The organism is Nonomuraea sp. NPDC050328 (assembly GCF_044459405.1).
Classification (GTDB): domain Bacteria; phylum Actinomycetota; class Actinomycetes; order Streptosporangiales; family Streptosporangiaceae; genus Nonomuraea.
On sequence record NZ_JBITIW010000003.1, the window covers coordinates 210,337 to 227,586 of the forward strand.

General features: G+C 71.1%; 11 protein-coding genes. 9 read left to right on the plus strand and 2 right to left on the minus strand.

Features of this window, described 5'->3' with window-relative positions; genetic code table 11:
• Positions 1 to 71: 71 nt before the first annotated feature.
• A complete protein-coding gene (locus tag ACIBG7_RS12185) occupies positions 72 to 2,483 on the plus strand; it encodes a HelD family protein (protein WP_397336087.1) in 2,412 nt (803 codons plus the stop codon).
• 98 nt (positions 2,484 to 2,581) lie between these two features.
• Positions 2,582 to 3,970 carry an MFS transporter gene (locus ACIBG7_RS12190; RefSeq protein WP_397336088.1) on the plus strand — a complete coding sequence of 463 codons (1,389 nt, stop codon included), beginning with the start codon at positions 2,582 to 2,584 and terminating at the stop codon, positions 3,968 to 3,970.
• Here ACIBG7_RS12190 and ACIBG7_RS12195 read toward each other — a convergent pair.
• Positions 3,943 to 5,532, minus strand: coding sequence for an ABC-F family ATP-binding cassette domain-containing protein (locus ACIBG7_RS12195; protein WP_397336089.1), 1,590 nt, complete (start codon positions 5,530 to 5,532; stop codon positions 3,943 to 3,945). The two genes, ACIBG7_RS12190 and ACIBG7_RS12195, sit on opposite strands and share 28 nt — an antisense overlap.
• Before the next feature lie 160 nt (positions 5,533 to 5,692).
• Here ACIBG7_RS12195 and ACIBG7_RS12200 point away from each other — a divergent pair, with 160 nt between their 5' ends.
• The 5 genes from ACIBG7_RS12200 to ACIBG7_RS12220 all read left to right on the plus strand — a co-directional run bounded on the left by ACIBG7_RS12200 (position 5,693) and on the right by ACIBG7_RS12220 (position 11,158).
• A complete protein-coding gene (locus ACIBG7_RS12200) occupies positions 5,693 to 6,451 on the plus strand; it encodes a class I SAM-dependent methyltransferase (RefSeq protein WP_397336090.1) in 759 nt (252 codons plus the stop codon).
• A gap of 81 nt (positions 6,452 to 6,532) precedes the next feature.
• On the plus strand, positions 6,533 to 8,023 hold the full coding sequence (gene nhaC / locus ACIBG7_RS12205; RefSeq protein ID WP_357924036.1) for a Na+/H+ antiporter NhaC: 1,491 nt from the start codon (positions 6,533 to 6,535) through the stop codon (positions 8,021 to 8,023).
• Entirely contained in the window at positions 8,020 to 9,402 is a 1,383-nt protein-coding gene (locus tag ACIBG7_RS12210) for a basic amino acid/polyamine antiporter (protein WP_357924034.1), read from the plus strand. Before nhaC ends, ACIBG7_RS12210 begins: the two co-directional genes overlap by 4 nt.
• A gap of 18 nt (positions 9,403 to 9,420) precedes the next feature.
• On the plus strand, positions 9,421 to 10,671 hold the full coding sequence (locus ACIBG7_RS12215; RefSeq protein ID WP_357924032.1) for an arginine deiminase: 1,251 nt from the start codon (positions 9,421 to 9,423) through the stop codon (positions 10,669 to 10,671).
• A 10-nt stretch (positions 10,672 to 10,681) separates the two neighbouring features.
• Positions 10,682 to 11,158 carry a copper chaperone PCu(A)C gene (locus ACIBG7_RS12220; RefSeq protein WP_397336091.1) on the plus strand — a complete coding sequence of 159 codons (477 nt, stop codon included), beginning with the start codon at positions 10,682 to 10,684 and terminating at the stop codon, positions 11,156 to 11,158.
• 48 nt (positions 11,159 to 11,206) lie between these two features.
• On the opposite strand, the gene ACIBG7_RS12225 is transcribed toward ACIBG7_RS12220, so the two are convergent.
• Complete coding sequence (locus ACIBG7_RS12225; RefSeq protein ID WP_397336092.1) at positions 11,207 to 11,668, minus strand: MarR family winged helix-turn-helix transcriptional regulator; 462 nt, start codon at positions 11,666 to 11,668, stop codon at positions 11,207 to 11,209.
• 133 nt (positions 11,669 to 11,801) lie between these two features.
• Between ACIBG7_RS12225 and ACIBG7_RS12230 the strand changes: the two genes are divergently transcribed.
• Both ACIBG7_RS12230 and ACIBG7_RS12235 read left to right on the plus strand, forming a co-directional pair.
• Positions 11,802 to 15,086, plus strand: a complete 3,285-nt coding sequence (locus tag ACIBG7_RS12230) for an efflux RND transporter permease subunit (RefSeq protein ID WP_397336093.1) — start codon at positions 11,802 to 11,804, stop codon at positions 15,084 to 15,086.
• Entirely contained in the window at positions 14,974 to 16,998 is a 2,025-nt protein-coding gene (locus tag ACIBG7_RS12235) for a recombinase family protein (protein WP_397336095.1), read from the plus strand. Before ACIBG7_RS12230 ends, ACIBG7_RS12235 begins: the two co-directional genes overlap by 113 nt.
• Positions 16,999 to 17,250: the final 252 nt, after the last annotated feature.

Consider the following 17,250-nt stretch of genomic DNA (forward strand, 5'->3'; position numbering starts at 1 on the left):
TGCTAAGCTGAATAACTCGGGCGCACAACAAAGAGAGGTCCGAAACCTCTATGAAGGAGACTAACAGCGGAATGGCCATCCGTCAAGCTGTCAAGCTCGAACAGGAAAAAGTCTCAGCGGTCTACGGCAGGCTCGATGAGCTGCGCCGGAGCACCGCCGAGGCGCTGCGGACCGCCTACGCCGGCGGCTCGGAGGTGACCATCGCGCGCGAGCGCGTGGAGCGCGAGGCCGCCGCGGGCGAGCGCGCCCGCCGCCTGGCCCAGTTGCACGCGGTGGAGAACGGGCTGGTCTTCGGCCGCGTCGACGACCGGGCCGGCCAGGTCACCTACATCGGCCGCATCGGCCTGCGCGACGAGGAGCACGAGTCCGTCCTGATCGACTGGCGCGCCCCGGCCGCGCGGCCCTTCTACGTCGCCACCGCGAGCGAGCCCGGCACGCTGGTGCGCCGCCGCCACATCCACACCCGCGAGCGGTCCGTCGTCGCCCTCGACGACGAGGTCTTCGACCTGGAGGGCATGGGCGAGGCCGAGCGCGGCACCCTGGTCGGCGAGGCGGCGCTGCTGGCGGCGCTGCGCCGGGGCCGCACCGGCCGGATGACCGACGTGGTGGCCACCATCCAGACCGAGCAGGACCGGGTGATCCGCTCGGGCCTGGCCGGCGCGCTGGTCGTGCAGGGCGGCCCAGGCACCGGCAAGACGGTGGCCGCGCTGCACCGCGCCGCCTACCTGCTCTACACCCACCGCGACACCCTGGAGCGGCGCGGCGTGCTCGTGGTCGGCCCCAACGCGATGTTCCTGCGCTACATCGGCCAGGTGCTGCCCTCGCTGGGCGAGACGCAGGTCGTGCTGGCCACCGTCGGCGAGCTGTTCCCGGGCGTGCGCGCGGCGGGCGACGACCCGGCGCCGGTCGCGGTGGTCAAGGGCGACCCGCGCATGGCCGATCTGATCGCCGCCGCCGTCGCCGACCGCCAGCGCCTGCCAGAGGGCGACCTGGAGGTCGAGCTCGACGGCGAGGTGCTGCGCGTCGCCCGCGAGCGGTGCGCGGAGGTGCGCGAACGGGCCCGCGCGGTACGGCTGCCGCACAACATGGCCCGCAAGCTCTTCGTCACCGAACTGCTGCGCGAGCTGGCTCTCGACCGGCAGCGGCAGTTCGAGGAGGCCACCGCGCTGACCGCCTTCATGTCCGAGCGCGAGGCGGCCGCCTTCGAGGCCGCGCTGGCCGAGGAGCTGGCCCCGGCCGAGGAGGAGGACGACAGCGCCCGCGAGCGCGAGCTGGCCCAGGACGCGGCGGACCTGTGGGAGCTGAAGGAGGTACGGCAGGCGATCGACGCCCTGTGGCCGGAGCTGACCCCGCAGCGCCTGGTCGGCGAGCTGCTGGCCGACCGGCAGACGTTGCGCCGCCTGGCGCCCGAAGGCCTGGAGTGGTCCCTGCTGGTCCGCGAGCCGCGCGTCGACTGGGACCGCGTCGACCTGGCCGACCTGGTGGCCGCCGAAGGCGACGCCTTCACCTGGCGCGGCGTCGACTGGGAGCGCGTGGAGTGGACGCTGGGCGACGTGCCGCTGCTGGACGAGGCCGCCGAGCTGCTCGGCGAGGACGACAGCGCCCGCCGCGTGGCCGAACGCCGCCGTCAGGCCGAGCGCGACCAGGCCGAGCTGTACGCGCGCGAGGTGCTCGACAGCTCGGGCGTGGCCGATCTCGGCTACCAGGAGCTGGACGCGGGCCTGCTGGCCGACCGGCACGACGACGGCGGCCCCAGCCTGAGCACGGCGGCGCGCGCGGCGGCCGACCGCACCTGGGCCTACGGCCACGTCATCGTCGACGAGGCGCAGGAGCTGTCGCAGATGGCCTGGCGGATGCTCATGCGGCGCGTCCCGGCCCGGTCGCTGACCGTGGTGGGCGACATCGCGCAGACCGGCTCGGCGGCCGGCGCCTCGGCCTGGGGGCAGGTGCTCGACCCGCATCTGGAGGGCCGCTGGCGCGAGGAGCGGCTGCTGGTCAACTACCGCACGCCGGTGGAGATCATGGAGGTCGCCCGGCACGTGCTGCACCTGGTCGACCCGGCGCTGGAGCCGCCGGAGTCGGTGCGCTCGGGCGGCGAGCCGCCGCTGGCGCTCGAACTCCCTCCCGAGCGGCTGCCGGAGCTGGTGGCGGGCGAGCAGGAGGCGATCGGCGAGGGCCGGGTCGGCGTCGTGGTCTGCGACGCGCGGCACGCCGAGATCGCCGCGCTGCTGCCGGAGGCCGGGGAGGTCGACGCCGCCGTGGCGGTGCTGACCGTGACGCAGGCCAAGGGCCTGGAGTTCGACGCGGTCGTGGTCGTCGACCCGGCCGGCATCCTGGCCCAGCCGCAGGGGGCGCGCGACCTCTACGTGGCGGTCACCCGGGCCACGCGGCGGCTGACGATCGTGCACGAGGGGCCGCTCCCCGACGTCCTTAGGAATCTACAAAGTAAAGACGGTCGGTTGGTTGACCCAGCCTGCGGCTAATGTTTCCGTGAAAAACAGCAGCGAAGGGGAGGAGGCGCGCTGAGGAGCCTCGGCGGGCGCCACCGGATCGTGGGCCGGCAGGCCGGCGGACCGGTCTGATGCGGGCGGTCCTGGGGCGGCGGGATTTCCGGCTGGTCTGCCTCGGGATGGCGGTCAGCCTGCTGGGTGACGCCTCGTTGCTGCTGATCCCGGCGATCCTCGCCAAGACCTACTCGGGGTCCAACAGCGCGGCCGGGCTGACGTTGCTGTTCTTCTCGGTGCCGATGTGCCTGGCGCCGCTGTTCGGCATGGTGATCGACCGGGTCGACCGGCGGCGGCTGCTGATCGCGGCCTGCCTGCTGTCGGCGCCGGCGCTGCTGCCGCTCACCGCGGTGCGCGGGCCCGGCTCGTTCTGGGTGCTGTACCTGGTGTCGATGGCGATGGGCTGCTCGTACACGGTGATCTTCGGGGCGTTGAGCGGGCTGCTGAAGTCGATGATCCCCGAGGCGTTGCTGGCGCAGGCCAACGGCGCGCTGCTCACCTTGCGCCAGGGGTTGCGGGTGGTGGGGCCGCTGCTGGGCGTGGCGTTGTACGCCGGGTTCGGGCTGGGCGCGGTGGTCGTGTTCGACATGGTGACCTTCGCGCTGGCCGCGGTGGCCTTCGGGTTGCTGCCGGCGCGGGTGGCGCCGGGCCGGCCGGACGGATGGTGGGCCGACGGGCGGCGGGTCGCTGTCCGGCCGCGCTGGCGGGAGGAGTTCCTGGCCGGGGTGCGGCACTTACGGGTGGATGCGGCGTTGCGGCGGGCCGGGCTGGCGTTGTGCTTGATGTTCGCGGTGGGCGGGGCGACCGAGTCGCTCATCTTCGCGGTGATCGACGAGCTCGGGCGGGCGCCGGAGTTCACCGCGGTGACGTCGGCGGCCATGGGGGTGGGGGCGGTGCTCGGCGGGCTGGCGGCGGGGGCGTCGATCGGCCGGTGGGGTGAGCTGGCGGTGATCGGGGTGGGGGTCGCGTTGTACGGCGGGGCCGTCGGGTTGTGGCTGGTGACGGCCGAGCTGGTGATGGTCGCGACGATGGCGGCGGCGGGGGCGGGGCTGACGTTGACGTCGGTGGCGATGAGCACGCTGGTGCAGCGGCGCAGCCCGCATCAAGTGGTGGGGCGGGTGGCGACGGCGTTCGACGCGGTGTCGGGTGGGGCGCAGTTGGTGTCGGTGGCGGCCGGGGCGGTGCTGGTGGCGGTGGTCGATCATCGGGTGCTGCTGGTGGCGTTGGTGGTGATCTGCGCGCTGGCCGCCTGGCACGCCCTGGCCGGCGGGGCCCGCCCCGCGAGCGAGGCGGGCTCCGCCGTACCGGAATCACCCCCGGCCCACCCGGAGCCGCCGGCCCAGAAGGGCGGGGGCCAGGAGGGCGGGGGTCGGCGGGAGGCCGGGCGGGAGCCGGTGGCTTCGGAACGGGCGGCGGGGGAGGGTCACAAGGGCTCGGGTCAGGAGAGGGTGACCAGGTCGGCGTAGCCCGGGCTCCACAGGTCCTCGACCCCGTCGGGCAGCAGCAGCACCCGCTCGGGCCGCAGCGCCTCCACCGCCGCCGGGTCGTGCGTCACCATCACCACCGCCCCCCGGTAGGCGTCCACCGCCGCCAGGACCTCGGCGCGCGAGGCGGGGTCGAGGTTGTTGGTGGGCTCGTCCAGCAGCAGCACGTTCGCGCCGGAGCTGACCAGCCCGGTCAGCGCCAGGCGCGTCTTCTCCCCACCGGACAGCACCCCGGCCGGTTTGCCGATGTCGTCGCCGGAGAACAGGAACGAGCCCAGCACCCGCCGCGCCTCCCCGTCGCTCAGCCCGGGCGCGGCGGCGGCGAGGTTCTGCGCCACGGTCAGCGCGGGGTCGAGCGTGTCGTGCTCCTGCGCGAAGTACCCCAGCCGCAACCCCGGCCCCGGCACGACCCGCCCGGCGTCGGGCGCCAGCCGGCCGGCGAGGATCTTCAGCAGCGTCGTCTTGCCCGCGCCGTTGAGGCCCAGCACCAGCAGCCGGCTGCCGCGGTCGACGGCCAGGTCCACGCCGCCGAGCACCTCCAGGCTGCCGTAGGACTTGGTCAGGCTGATCGCGCCCAGCGGCATGCGCCCGCAGTGCTCGGGTTCGGGCAGCCGGATGCGGGCGACCTTGTCGCTGCGCCGTACCGGCTCCAGGCCGGCGAGCATGCGGTCGGCGCGGCGGGCCATGTCCCGCGCGCGCACGGCGGTGGCCGAGCGCGAGCGCATCTTGTCGGCCTGGGCGTGCAGGGTGGCGGCCTTGCGTTCGGCGGCGGCCCGCTGCCGGGCGCGGCGGCGTTCGGCGCTGTCCTGGTCGAGCAGGTAGGTCTCCCAGCCGGTGTTGTGCGTCTCCAGCGTGGCCCGGTCGGGGTCGAGCCGCCAGACGGGGTTGGCGACCTCGGCCAGCAGGCCGGTGTCGTGGGTGATGACGATCAGGCCGCCGGCGTAGCCGGTGAGGAAGGCGCGCAGCCAGGCGACGGAGTCGGCGTCGAGGTGGTTGGTCGGCTCGTCCAGCAGCAGGGTGCCGCGGTCGGAGAACAGCACGCGGGCCAGTTCGGCGCGGCGGCGCTGGCCGCCGGACAGGGTGGCGAGCGGCTGGTCGAGCAGGCGGGCGGGCAGGCCGAGTCCGGCGGCCAGGCGCGCGGCTTCGGCTTCGGCCGCGTACCCGCCGCGGGCGGTGAACTCGGCCTCGGCGCGGGCGTACCGGGCCATGGCTCGCTCGTCGGCGTGTTCGGCGAGGGCGTGTTCGGCGGCGCGCAGGTCGCCGGCGGCGGTGTCCATGCCGCGGGCCGACAGCACGCGGGCCAGGACGCTCTGGGTGGGTTCGGCCGCGGCCGGGTCCTGGGGGAGGTAGCCGAGGGGGCCGGTGCGGGTGACCGTACCGGCGGCGGGCGGGTGCAGGCCGGCGAGGGTTTTCATCAGCGTGGTCTTGCCGGCGCCGTTGCGGCCGACCAGGCCGACGCGGTCGCCGGGGGAGACGTGGGCGGTGACGCCGGACAGCAGCAGGCGGGGGCCCACGCGCACGTCGAGTGCACGGAAGGTAAGCATTATTTGACGCTCCGGAATAGCTTGAGGACACACCTGTGGCGCGAAGGCGGGTCCTGAGCTAAGAAATCCGGGGCGTGGACATGTGGCCAGTCTACGGACGCGACCGCGATGGGGCGAGCCGATTTCGTCCCGGGCGCGGCCGGCTTGCGATGATGGCGGCATGCGCAGATCGTTCGAGGACCTGGTCGCCGAGGCGGCGGCCGCGCCGGTGGAGGGCTGGGACTTCTCCTGGCTGGAGGGCCGCGCCACGGAGGAGCGCCCCTCGTGGGGCTACCAGCGGCTGATGGCCGGCCGGCTGGCCGAGGTGGAGGCGGCGCTCGACCTGCAGACCGGCGGGGGCGAGGTGCTGGCCGGTGCGGGCCGTTTCCCGCGCACGATGGTCGCCACCGAGGGCTGGCCGCCGAACGTGGCCAAGGCGACGCGGCTGCTGCATCCGCTCGGCGTCGTGGTGGTGGCGCACGGGGACGAGCCGCCGCTGCCGTTCGCCGACGAGGCGTTCGACCTGGTGACCAGCCGGCATCCGGTGCGGCCGTGGTGGGCCGAGATCGCGCGGGTGCTGCGGCCGGGCGGCTCCTATCTGGCCCAGCATGTGGGGCCGGCGAGCGTGTTCGAGCTGGTGGAGTTCTTCCTGGGGCCGCAGCCGGAGGCGCGGCGGCAGCGGGATCCGCAGGAGGAGGCGGAGCAGGCGCGGCAGGCGGGGCTGGAGGTCGTGACGGTGCGGCCGGAGCGGCTGCGGATGGAGTTCTTCGACATCGGCGCGGTGGTCTACCTGCTGCGGAAGGTGGTGTGGCTGGTGCCGGGGTTCGAGGTGGAGCGCTACGGCGAGCGGTTGCGGGAGCTGCACGAGCGGATCGAGCGGGACGGGGTGTTCGTCGCGCACTCGGCCCGCGTGCTGGTGGAGGCCCGCAAGCCGGTCTGACCGGCCGGCGACTGCCTGCGTTTGCGAAGAATCTTCCTTGCCGCCCGGTTCGCTCGCCTTCGTTGAGGACACGCTAGGCGCATGTCATCCTCGCCACCACGAGGGAACGGCGTGGCCGGTGAGGTGCGCGAGCCGAGCCTGGCCGACGCGTTCATCCCGCTGGGGGCGCTGATCCTGCTGATCGGCGGCTCGCTGGCGCTGTTCGGCCTGGACGCCCTCGACGGCCCGATCCAGGTGGCGCTGGTGCTGTGCGCGATGATCGCCTCGCTGGTGGCGCTGAAGAACGGCCATCCCTGGCACGAGGTGGAGGCCAGCAGCCGGCGGGCGCTGTCGTCGATCACCAGCGCCATGTTCATCCTGCTGGCCGTGGGCGCGCTGATCGGCACCTGGAACCTGTCGGGCACCATCCCGACCCTGGTCTACTACGGCATCCAGGTCCTGTCGCCGGGCATCTACTACGCCGCCGGCGCGCTCATCTGCGGCGTCATCGCCCTGTCGATCGGCAGCTCGTGGACCACGGCCGGGACGATCGGCGTCGGCCTGGTCGGCATCGCCACCCTCATCGGGGTCTCGCCGGCGATCACCGCCGGCGCCGTCATCTCCGGCGCCTACCTGGGCGACAAGCTGTCGCCGCTGTCGGAGACGACGGTCCTGACCGCGCAACTGGTGAAGATCGACCTGTACGCGCACATCAAACGCCAGGCCTGGACGTCGATCCCGGCCTTCGTGCTGGCCTTCGCCGTCTTCGCGGTGCTCGGCGCGGCCGGCCCGGCCCCGGCGCCGGCCGCCGAGACGGCCGTGGACCTGAAGGCGCTCGGCGACATCTTCTGGATCACGCCGCTCAACCTGCTGCCGCTGCTGGTCCTGGTGGTGCTGTCGGTGCGCAAGGCGCCGGCGGCGCTGGCGCTGCTCGCCTCCAGCCTGGTGGCCGGGGTGCTGGCGGTCTTCACCCAGCCGCAGGTGGTGCGCGCCTTCGTCGCCGAGCCCGGCCTGAACCCGGTGCTGGCCGGGATCAAGGCCACCTGGCAGGCGATGGCGACCGGGTTCACCAGCGCGAGCGGCATCGCCGACGTCGACCGGCTGCTGTCGCGCGGCGGCATGGACAGCATGCTGCTCACCCTGTGGCTGATCATCGGGGCGGTCACCTTCGGCACGGTGCTGGAGGAGTTCGGGCTGATCGACCGGCTGATCCAGCCGATGATCCGGGCCGCGACCAGCACCGGCCGGTTGTTCCTGACGGTGTTCGCGTGCGCGTTCGGGCTGAACGTGGTGGCCGGCGACCAGTACATCGCGCTGGTGCTGCCGGCGCGGGTGTTCCGGGTGGAGTTCGACAGGCGGGGGCTGGCGCCGGGCAACCTGTCGCGGCTGTGCGCCGACAGCGGCACGGTCACCTCGCCGCTGGTGCCGTGGAACTCCTGCGGCGCGTTCATGGGCGCCGTGCTGGGCGTCTCGACGCTGGCCTACCTGCCGTTCTGCCTGTTCAACATCTTCAGCCCGCTGCTGAGCGTGCTGTACGGGTTCACCGGGTTCAAGGTGGAGAGGGTGGCGAAGGTGGAGGAGGTGGGCGGGTGAGCGGCGGGCGGCTGTCGTTGCCGACGCTGACCGCGATGGTGGTCGGCTCGATGGTCGGCGCCGGGGTGTTCTCGCTGCCGCGGAACTTCGCGCAGGCGACCGGGGTGTTCGGGGCGCTGATCGCGTGGGCGGTGGCCGGGTTCGGGATGCTCATGCTGGCCTTCGTCTTCCAGATGCTGGCCGTACGCAAGCCTGATCTGAACGCCGGCGTCTACGCCTACGCCAAGGCGGGGTTCGGGGAGTTCCCCGGCTTCTTCTCCGCCTTCGGCTACTGGGCCAGCGCGTGCGTGGGCAACGTCAGCTACTGGGTGCTGATCAAGTCGACGCTGGGCGCGGTCGTCCCCGGCTTCGGCGAGGGGGACACGGTGCTGGCGGTCGTGGTGTCGGTGGCCGGCGTGTGGGCCTTCCACTTCATGATCGTGCGCGGGGTGCGGGAGGCGGCGGCGATCAACCGGATCGTCACGATCGCCAAGCTGGTGCCGATCCTGCTGTTCATCGTGATCGTCGCGGTGGCGCTGAAGGGCGGGGTGTTCGCGGGCAACTTCTGGGGCGGCGAGGCCGGGGGGTCGCTGTTCGCGCAGGTGCGGGCGACGATGCTGGTGACGGTCTTCGTCTTCCTCGGCGTCGAGGGCGCCAGCGTCTACTCCCGCTACGCGCGCCGCCGCGAGGACGTGGGCCGGGCGACCGTCCTCGGCTTCCTGAGCGTGCTGGCGGTCTTCGCCTCGGTGTCGGTCCTGTCGTACGGCGTGCTGCCGCGCGCGGAGCTGGAGGAGGTGCGCCAGCCGTCGATGGCCGGGGTGCTGGAGGCGGTGGTCGGGCCGTGGGGCGCGGCCTTCATCGGCGTGGGGTTGATCGTCTCGGTGCTGGGCGCCTACCTGGCCTGGACGCTCATGGCGGCCGAGGTGCTGTACGTGGCCGCCAAGGACGACGACATGCCGGCGTTCCTGACGCGGGAGAACCGCCACGGCGCGCCGGTCGCGGCGCTGGTGATGAGCAGCCTCCTGATCACCGCGGTGCTGGCGGTCACCCTGTGGTCGGAGGACGCCTTCACCTTCACCCTGAAGTTGTGCAGTTCGTTGTCGCTGGTGCCCTACCTGCTGGCGGCCGGGTACGCGCTGAAGCTCGGCGGCGCGGCCCGGCAGGTGCTGGTGTCGGCGCTGGCGGTGCTCTACACCGCGTTCCTGATCTTCGCCGCGGGGCTGGAGTTCCTGCTGTTGTCGTGCATCGTCTACGCGCCGGGCACGGTGCTGTTCGTCATCACCAGGCGCGAGCGGGGCAGGAGGGTCTTCTCCCCCGCCGAGCTGGCGTTGTTCGCGGCGGTGGCGGCGGGGGCGGTCGCGGGGGTCGCGGGCCTGGCCACCGGCCTGATCACCATCTGAGAACGGAGACGGATCATCATGGGTTTCGGCGTTCATTCCGAGGTCGGCACGTTGCGCAAGGTCATCGTGCACCGGCCCGACCTGAGCCTGCAGCGGCTCACCCCGACCAACAACGACCGGCTGCTGTTCGACGACATCCTGTGGGTGGAGCAGGCCCAGCGTGAGCACGACGCGTTCGTGGCGCTGATGCGCGAGCGGGGCGTGCAGGTCTTCTACCACCACGAGCTGCTGGCCGAGGCGCTGGAGGCGACGTTCGACGCCAAGCAGCGGGCGATCGAGGCGGCGGTGACGCACCTGACGGTCGGCCCGGCGCTGGTGGACACCGTGCGGGAGACGCTGGCCGGCTGGAGCGGGCAGAAGCTGGCCACGCACCTGATCGGCGGGCTGACCAAGCAGGAGTACGGCGCGGCCGTGCACGACGACCGTTCGCTGGTGGCGGCCGCCTCCGGGGACGCGGAGTTCATCCTGCCGCCGCTGCCGAACTCGCTCTACCAGCGCGATCCGGCGGCGTGGCTGTACGGCGGGGTGTCGCTGAACCCGATGTTCTACCACGCGCGGCTGCTGGAGACGATGAACCAGTCGACGATCTACCACCACCACCCGATGTTCACCGAGGCGGAGTTCGGCTTCTGGTACCCGCACGCGGGCGAGGACGAGCGCTTCCACGAGGAGGACTACGGCACCGCGGCGATGGAGGGCGGCGACATGATGCCGGTGGGCGGCAAGACGGTGGCGATCGGGCTGAGCGAGCGGACCACGGCGCGCACGGTCGAGCACATCGCGCTGTCGTTGTTCGCCGCCGGCGCGGCCGAGCGGGTGATCGCGGTCCACATCCCCAAGCGGCGGTCCTACATGCACCTGGACACGGTCTTCACGTTGCTGGACGCCGACAAGGCGACGGCCTACCCGCCGTTCCTGGAGACGGCGACCACCTACTCGCTGCGGCCCGGTGACAAGCCCGGCACGCTGGAGGTGCACCGGGACGCGGGGTTCGTGCGGGCGCTGGAGGAGTCGCTGGGGGTGGGCAAGCTGGAGGTGATCCCGACCGGCGGCGACGACTACCAGCAGGCGCGTGAGCAGTGGGACTCGGGCAACAACTTCTTCGCGCTGGCGCCCGGGGTGGTGATGGGCTACCACAAGAACCAGTACACCAACAAGCTGCTGCGTGAGCGCGGGGTGGAGGTGCTGGAGTTCGAGGGGTTCGAGCTGGGCAAGGGGCGCGGGGGCGCGCACTGCATGACCTGCCCGATCGAGCGGGACGCGGTGTAGAGGGGGAGCTGTGGGGGCTGTTCGGGGGTGGGCGGCGCTGGCCGCCGTGGTGGTTCTGGCCGGGTGCGGTTCGGCGCGCGGGCCGGAGGACTGGCGCAGCAATCACGTGGACGCTCAGGTGGGGCAGGTGCGGCTGGTGCATGTGCACGTGGTGGCGCCGCCGATGAACGAGCAGAAGGTGGGCCAGTCGCTGCCGCTCTACCTGACGTTGTTCAACGACAGCGACAAGGAGCAGGTGCTGGATCAGGTGAGCACGGAGGCGGCCTCGGCGGTGGTGTACGTGGACGCCTCGGGGGCGCGGACGCGGGGCATCCGGGTGGTGGTGCCGCCCAAGGGGCAGGTGTCGCTGCAGGAGGGGTCGGATCGGCCGCATCTGGAGCTGGCGGGGACGACCCGGCAGCTCGGAGCGACCCCGTTCCCGGTGACCTTCCGTTTCCCGACGGCGGGGTCGGTAACGGTCCGGGTCGCTGTTAAATCTACAAAGTAAAGGCGATCAGTGGGTACAGCATGCCGTACCCACTCCAAAAAACCCCCGTCATCCAGGGGAGAGGCCCGGGTCTTCGACCACTTCGCGGATCTTGGCGGTGACGTGGTCGAGGGCGCGCAGCGTCTCGGTGTCGAGGCGCTGCATGATGGCGCGGTAGTGGGCCAGGCCGGCGTCGTTGAGCTCCTCGACGAGCTTGCGGCCGGCGTCGGTGAGGGCGATGCGGCGTACGCGGCGGTCGCGCGGGTCTTCGTGGCGGTCGGCCAGGCCGAGGCGGACCAGGCGGTCGATGAGGCCGGTGACGGTGCCGAGGCTGACGCCGAGCCGGTGCGCGAGGTCCTGGCCGGAGGTGGAGTCGGTGCAGGCCAGGAGCATGATGACGTGCAGCTGGCGCATGGTGAGGGTGGAGGTGAACAGCGGGGAGTGCTGGCGGGCGAGCAGCCGGGCCAGGTGGCGCTGGGTCTGGCTGATGCGGTCGATCAGTTCTTCGCGTTCGTCGCCTTGGTCGGTCACGTCCACCTCTCGCTTCCTGAGAAGGTTATCAGGAATGACATGCGGGGCTAAATATTCGTTCAAGGCAAAGTGTTAGTGTGGTGCGAACTCTTGGAGGGGGCGTGGCCCGGGGCCACGTGACGAAGGAGGACGCATGACGGCGCTGGCTCGGGCGAGCCTTGCCAACCGCAGCCTGGTGGTGTTGATCGCCCTGGTGGTCAGCGGTTTCGGGCTCTTCACCATTCCGCAGCTGAAGCAGCAGTTGTTCCCGTCGTTGTCGTTTCCGATGGCGTCGGTGTTCGCGGTCTACCAGGGCGCTTCGCCGGAGATCGTGGAGGAGCAGGTCACCAAGCCGATCGAGGATTCCTTCCGTGGCCTGGAGGGCCTGGAGGAGGTGACCTCGACCTCCAAGGAGGGGCTGGCGACGGTGATGGTCGCCTTCGCCTACGGCACCGACATGGATGCCACCGTCTCGCGCATGCAGCAGGCGGTGAGCCGGGCGCAGGTGCCGGACGCGGTGGATCCGCAGGTGGTGGCGGGCAGCACGGACGACATTCCGGTGCTGGTGCTGGCCGTCGGTGACGGTGGCGACCAGCGGGCGATGGCCGACAAGCTGCGCAAGACGTTGATCCCGGAGTTGCAGGGCATCGAGGGGGTCCGGGAGGCGAGCGTCACGGGGGTTCGTGACGAGGTCGTGGTGATCAAGCCGGATCTGGGGAAGATGGCGCTGGCGGGGGTGTCGCCGGCGCAGATTCCCGAGGTGTTGCGGGCCAACGGGACGCCGATCCCGGCGGGGTCGTTGAGCGAGGACGGCACGTCGCTGACGGTGCAGGTCGGGTCGCGGGTCGACACGGTGGACAAGCTGGAGGACCTGTATCTGACGCCTGCCGTACCGCAGGCCGGCCAGCAGCAGGGTCAGCAAGGTCAGGCCGGCCAGCCGGGTCAGCAGCAGGCGCGGCCGGGTACCGGCCAGCGGCCTCAGGCGGGTCAGCAGGGTCAGGCCGGGCAGGCCCAGCCCCAGGGTCAGCCGCAGACTCGGGCGGTGGCGCCGAAGCCAGTGCGGCTGGGCGACGTGGCCGAGGTCAAGCGGGAGCTGGCCGAGGCCAGCACGCTGACGCGCACCTCCGGCAAGCCGAGCCTCGGCGTGTCGGTGACGATGAAGCCGGACGGCAACGCGGTGTCGATCTCGCACGCGGTGCGGGAGAAGCTGCCGTCGCTGACCAAGGCGCTGGGCGACTCCAGCGACACCGCGGTGACGGTCGTGTTCGACCAGGCCCCGTACGTGGAGCGGTCGATCGAGGACCTGACCACCGAGGGCCTGCTCGGTCTGGCGTTCGCGGTGCTGGTCATCCTGGTGTTCCTGCTGTCGGTGCGCTCGACGCTGGTGACGGCGGTGTCGATCCCGCTGTCGGTGGTCATCGCGCTGATCGCGTTGTGGGCGGGTGACTACTCGCTCAACATGCTCACGCTGGGCGCGCTGACCATCGCCGTCGGCCGAGTGGTCGACGACTCGATCGTGGTGCTGGAGAACATCAAGCGCCACCTCGGGTACGGCGAGGCCAAGCGGCAGGCGATCGTGAGCGCGGTGCGTGAGGTGTCGGGGGCGGTGACGGCCTCGACGCTGACGACGGTGGCGGTGTTCGCGCCGATCGCGTTCGTCGGCGGGATGGTGGGCGAGCTGTTCTCGCCGTTCGCGATCACGGTGACGGTGGCGCTGCTGGCGTCGCTGCTGGTGTCGCTGACGATCATCCCGGTGCTGGCGTACTGGTTCCTGAAGTCGAAGCCGCTCTCGCCGGAGCAGGCGCAGGCGGTGCAGGACAAGGAGCTGCGCTCGCCGCTGCAGCGGATGTACCTGCCGGTGCTGCGGTTCGCGACCAGGCGGCGCTGGCTGACGCTGCTGCTGGGTGTGGTCGTCTTCGCCGGCACGATGGGGCTGGCGGGGCGGCTGGAGACGAACTTCATCGACTCCTCCGGCCAGGACACCATCTCGATGACGCAGCGGATGCCGGTCGGCAGCGACCTGGAGCGTTCGGACGCCGCCGCGCGCAAGGTCGAGCAGGTGCTGTCGGAGGTCAAGGAGGTCTCCTCCTACCAGGTGACCGTCGGCGGCGGCAACCAGATGATGGGTGGCCTGGGCGGCGGCGCCGACCGGGTGAGCTATTCGGTGACGGTGGCCGAGGGGGCGGACACGCCTGCGGTCGAGGAGCGGTTGCGTGAGCGGATCGGCGCCCTGGAGGGCGTCGGTGAGGTGTCGGTCGGTGGCGGCGGCGGTGGCGGTTTCGCCTCCGACGGGGTCGAGGTGGTCGTGCGTGGCGCGGACACCGCGGCGTTGACGGCTGCGGCCGACGAGGTCGCGGCGGCGATGAAGCAGGTGCCGGGGCTTCGGGAGGTGTCGTCGAACCTGCAGGCGTCGGCGCCGCGGATCGAGGTGCGGGTCGACCGGGAGAAGGCGGCTGCGCGCGGTCTGTCGGAGGCGGCGGTGGGTCAGGCGGTGGCGCAGGCTTTCCGTGGGGCTCCGCTGGGTCAGCTGACGCTGGACGGGCGGGCCAGTGACCTGGTGTTGCGGGTGTCGGACGCGCCTGAGGACGTCGAGGCGGTGGAGAAGCTGCAGCTGGCGACGGCGGCGGGTTTGGTGAAGCTGTCGTCGGTGGCCGAGGTGGAGCGGGTCGACGGTCCGACGCAGGTGACGCGGATCGACGGTGAGCGTTCGGCGACGGTGTCGGCGAAGGCGGAGGCGTCGGATCTGGGGTCGGTGACGGCGGCGTTGAAGGAGAAGCTGGACGCGCTGGAGGTCGATTACGAGATCGGCGGGGTGTCGGCTGATCAGCAGGAGGCGTTCGGTGATCTGGGGCTGGCGATGCTGGCGGCGATCGCGATCGTGTTTATGATCATGGTGGCGACGTTCCGGAGTTTCGTGCAGCCGTTGATCCTGCTGGTGTCGGTGCCGTTCGCGGCGACCGGTGCGGTGGGGTTGCTGGTGGCGACCTCGACGCCGCTGGGGGTGCCGGCGTTGATCGGCATGCTGATGTTGATCGGCATCGTGGTGACGAACGCGATCGTGCTGATCGACCTGATCAACCAGTACCGCGAGCAGGGCATGGGCATCGTGGAGGCGGTGCTGGAGGGCGGCCGGCGGCGGTTGCGGCCGATCCTGATGACGGCGGTGGCGACGATCTGCGCTCTGACGCCGATGGCGCTCGGGGTGACGGGGTCGGGCGGGTTCATCTCGCAGCCGCTGGCCGTGGTGGTCATCGGCGGCCTGGTGTCCTCGACGCTGCTGACGCTGGTGTTGGTGCCCACGCTTTACGTTGGTGCAAGCATGACGCATGAGCGAATCAAGAACCGGCGCGCTGGCCGCCGCGGGCCTGATTCCGGCGATCGGGTACATCCGCGTCTCGATGATGCTGGAAGAGAAAATCTCGCCAGCCATTCAGCGTGACTCCATTGAGTCATACGCCGCCCGGCGGGGGTACTACATCCCGCCGGGCATGTGGCCCGAAGGCGGCTGGATAGAAGACCTGGACGTGTCCGGCCGGACATTCCAGCGCAAGATCATGGACGCGATTGCCCAGGTCGAGAAGGGGACAGCCAGGGCAATCCTCGTCTGGAAGTACTCGCGGTTCGGCCGGAATCGGACCGGGAACCAGCTCAACCTCGCCCGGGTGGAAGCGGCCGGCGGCGAACTGATCTCCTCCACCGAGGAGGTGGATGCACGTACGGCGGTGGGGAAGTTGACCCGCGGCGTGCTTATGGAGATCGCCGCTTTCGAGTCGGATCGGGCTGGCGAGTCGTGGGCCGATGCGTATCAGAACCGTGTCGCCCGCGGCTTGCCGCCCTATGGCCGCGCCTACTTCGGCTATATCCGGCGCGGGCGCATGCCTCATCCGCTCTCGCCGACGCACACCCTACGAGATCCATCTGACGGCGAAGAGCGCTACGAGCCGGACATGGAGTCGGGCGCGGCCGAGATGCATGCCGAGTTGTACGAGACGTGGGTGGTGGACCAGAACTTCGCGTCACTGGCTCGCGAGCTGAACCGGAGGGGCTTCAGGACCTCGGGCGGTCTTCTGTGGAGCGCCGAGACCGTCGTGCAACTCATGGACAGGGGCTTCGCTGCTGGCCTGATCCGTATCCATGATCCGGAGTGCGCGTGCCGTAGACCCTCGCGCTGCTCGCGCCGGGTCTTTCGGCCTGGAGCTCATGAGGCTCTCATCAGCCCAGAGTTGTGGGCGAAGTACCTGGCGTTGCGAGCTGGGAAGGTCATTCGCCGGGTTCGCTCCGTCCATCACTACGTGTCGTTCATCAGCTGCTGGCACTGCGGCGGGGGTATGCACCTGAGACAGGGGTCCGCGTCGTTCTACTGCGGATCCAGGGCTCGCCACGATGAGGAGGTGTGCGGCTCGCGGCATGTGCCTCTGCGCGCGGTGGATGAGGCCGTGTTGAGCGTCCTTCGAGATTGGGCGCCGGAGATCGAGGCCGCCGCTGCGGCCGCGAGTGTCGAGCCTGTGCGGCGCGAGAAGGACGTGCGTCGGCTGACGAAGGAGCTGGAGCGGGTTGCGGGTGAGCTCGACCGGCAGACGCTTCTGCTGACCCGTGGCCTGATTCCGGAGGATTCGTATCTACGCACTCGAGATGACCTGCTGGCGGAGCAGGCTCAGTTCAGGGAGTCGCTTCGGCAGCTGGAGGCTGACGCTGAGGAGGCGCGGATCTCGCCTCGGGCGGCTCGGCAGGTGATGGATGGCCTTGTGGCGGAGTGGCCGAGTCTGGGGGTGCTGGAGCGTCGCTCCTTGCTGATGCAGGTGATCGAGCGCGTCGCGGTGGAGAAGCCGTCGTATGAGCAGGCGTGGCTGTGGATCTACCCGACGTTCGAGGGGGAGGCCAAGCGGGTTCGGCTGGGCGGGAAGGCTCAGCTGGAGCGGGTCATCGAGGTGGTGGTGCAGGCGCTGACGGACGGTGGCGGCCGGTCGTTCGGCGCGGGGGAACTGCGCGCGTTGGCGGGGGCTTCGTCGCCGACGTTCACTCGCGCGATGCGGGATCTGGTGTCGATGGGCGTTGTGGCTCGGGAAGGAACTCCTCCTATCACGCGGTACGTGCTGCTGAAGCCGATGCCTGCTCAGCCCACTCTCGATGCCGTCAAGACGGAGATCGTCCGGGCGCTGGTGGAGATGCGGGGGGAGACGCTCGGTGCTCGCGAGTTGCGGGTGCGGGTGGGGGCGACGTTGCCGACCTTCGGTCGCGCTGTGATGGTCCTGGCGGCGGAGGGTGTGCTGGCGCGTGAGGGGAAGGGCAAGCTGTCGCGATATCGGCTGGCCACTCAAGCAAGCCGTATTGCTGGCCAGAAGCGTCTGTAGGGGTCGCTGGGGGGAGTTCGGGGACTGGTTGGTCTTGGGGTCCGGTTGGGTGATCGGTGCGTCTGGGGACGGTCTGAGCTGGTCACAGCGCGAAAGGTCGTCTGGTTGCGAAAACGCAATCATCGTGAGAAGATCAGCGAAGATCAAACCTGATCTGAGCTGCGAAAACGCCGCACAAAGGGGCCGCACCAAACCGGCCCCGAGGATGAATCCCGATCACAACCCACAAGCCAAACCGCCAGCAGGGACCGG

What these genes read in the sequence shown, in the direction of transcription:
- ACIBG7_RS12185 (WP_397336087.1), top strand. Translation starts at nt 72, where the DNA reads ATGGCCATCCGTCAAGCTGTCAAGCTCGAACAGGAAAAAGTCTCAGCG.
- ACIBG7_RS12195 (WP_397336089.1), bottom strand. Translation starts at nt 5,532, where the DNA reads ATGCTTACCTTCCGTGCACTCGACGTGCGCGTGGGCCCCCGCCTGCTG.
- ACIBG7_RS12230 (WP_397336093.1), top strand. Translation starts at nt 11,802, where the DNA reads ATGACGGCGCTGGCTCGGGCGAGCCTTGCCAACCGCAGCCTGGTGGTG.
- ACIBG7_RS12215 (WP_357924032.1), top strand. Translation starts at nt 9,421, where the DNA reads ATGGGTTTCGGCGTTCATTCCGAGGTCGGCACGTTGCGCAAGGTCATC.
- ACIBG7_RS12200 (WP_397336090.1), top strand. Translation starts at nt 5,693, where the DNA reads ATGCGCAGATCGTTCGAGGACCTGGTCGCCGAGGCGGCGGCCGCGCCG.
- ACIBG7_RS12190 (WP_397336088.1), top strand. Translation starts at nt 2,582, where the DNA reads ATGCGGGCGGTCCTGGGGCGGCGGGATTTCCGGCTGGTCTGCCTCGGG.
- ACIBG7_RS12235 (WP_397336095.1), top strand. Translation starts at nt 14,974, where the DNA reads ATGAGCGAATCAAGAACCGGCGCGCTGGCCGCCGCGGGCCTGATTCCG.
- nhaC (WP_357924036.1), top strand. Translation starts at nt 6,533, where the DNA reads ATGTCATCCTCGCCACCACGAGGGAACGGCGTGGCCGGTGAGGTGCGC.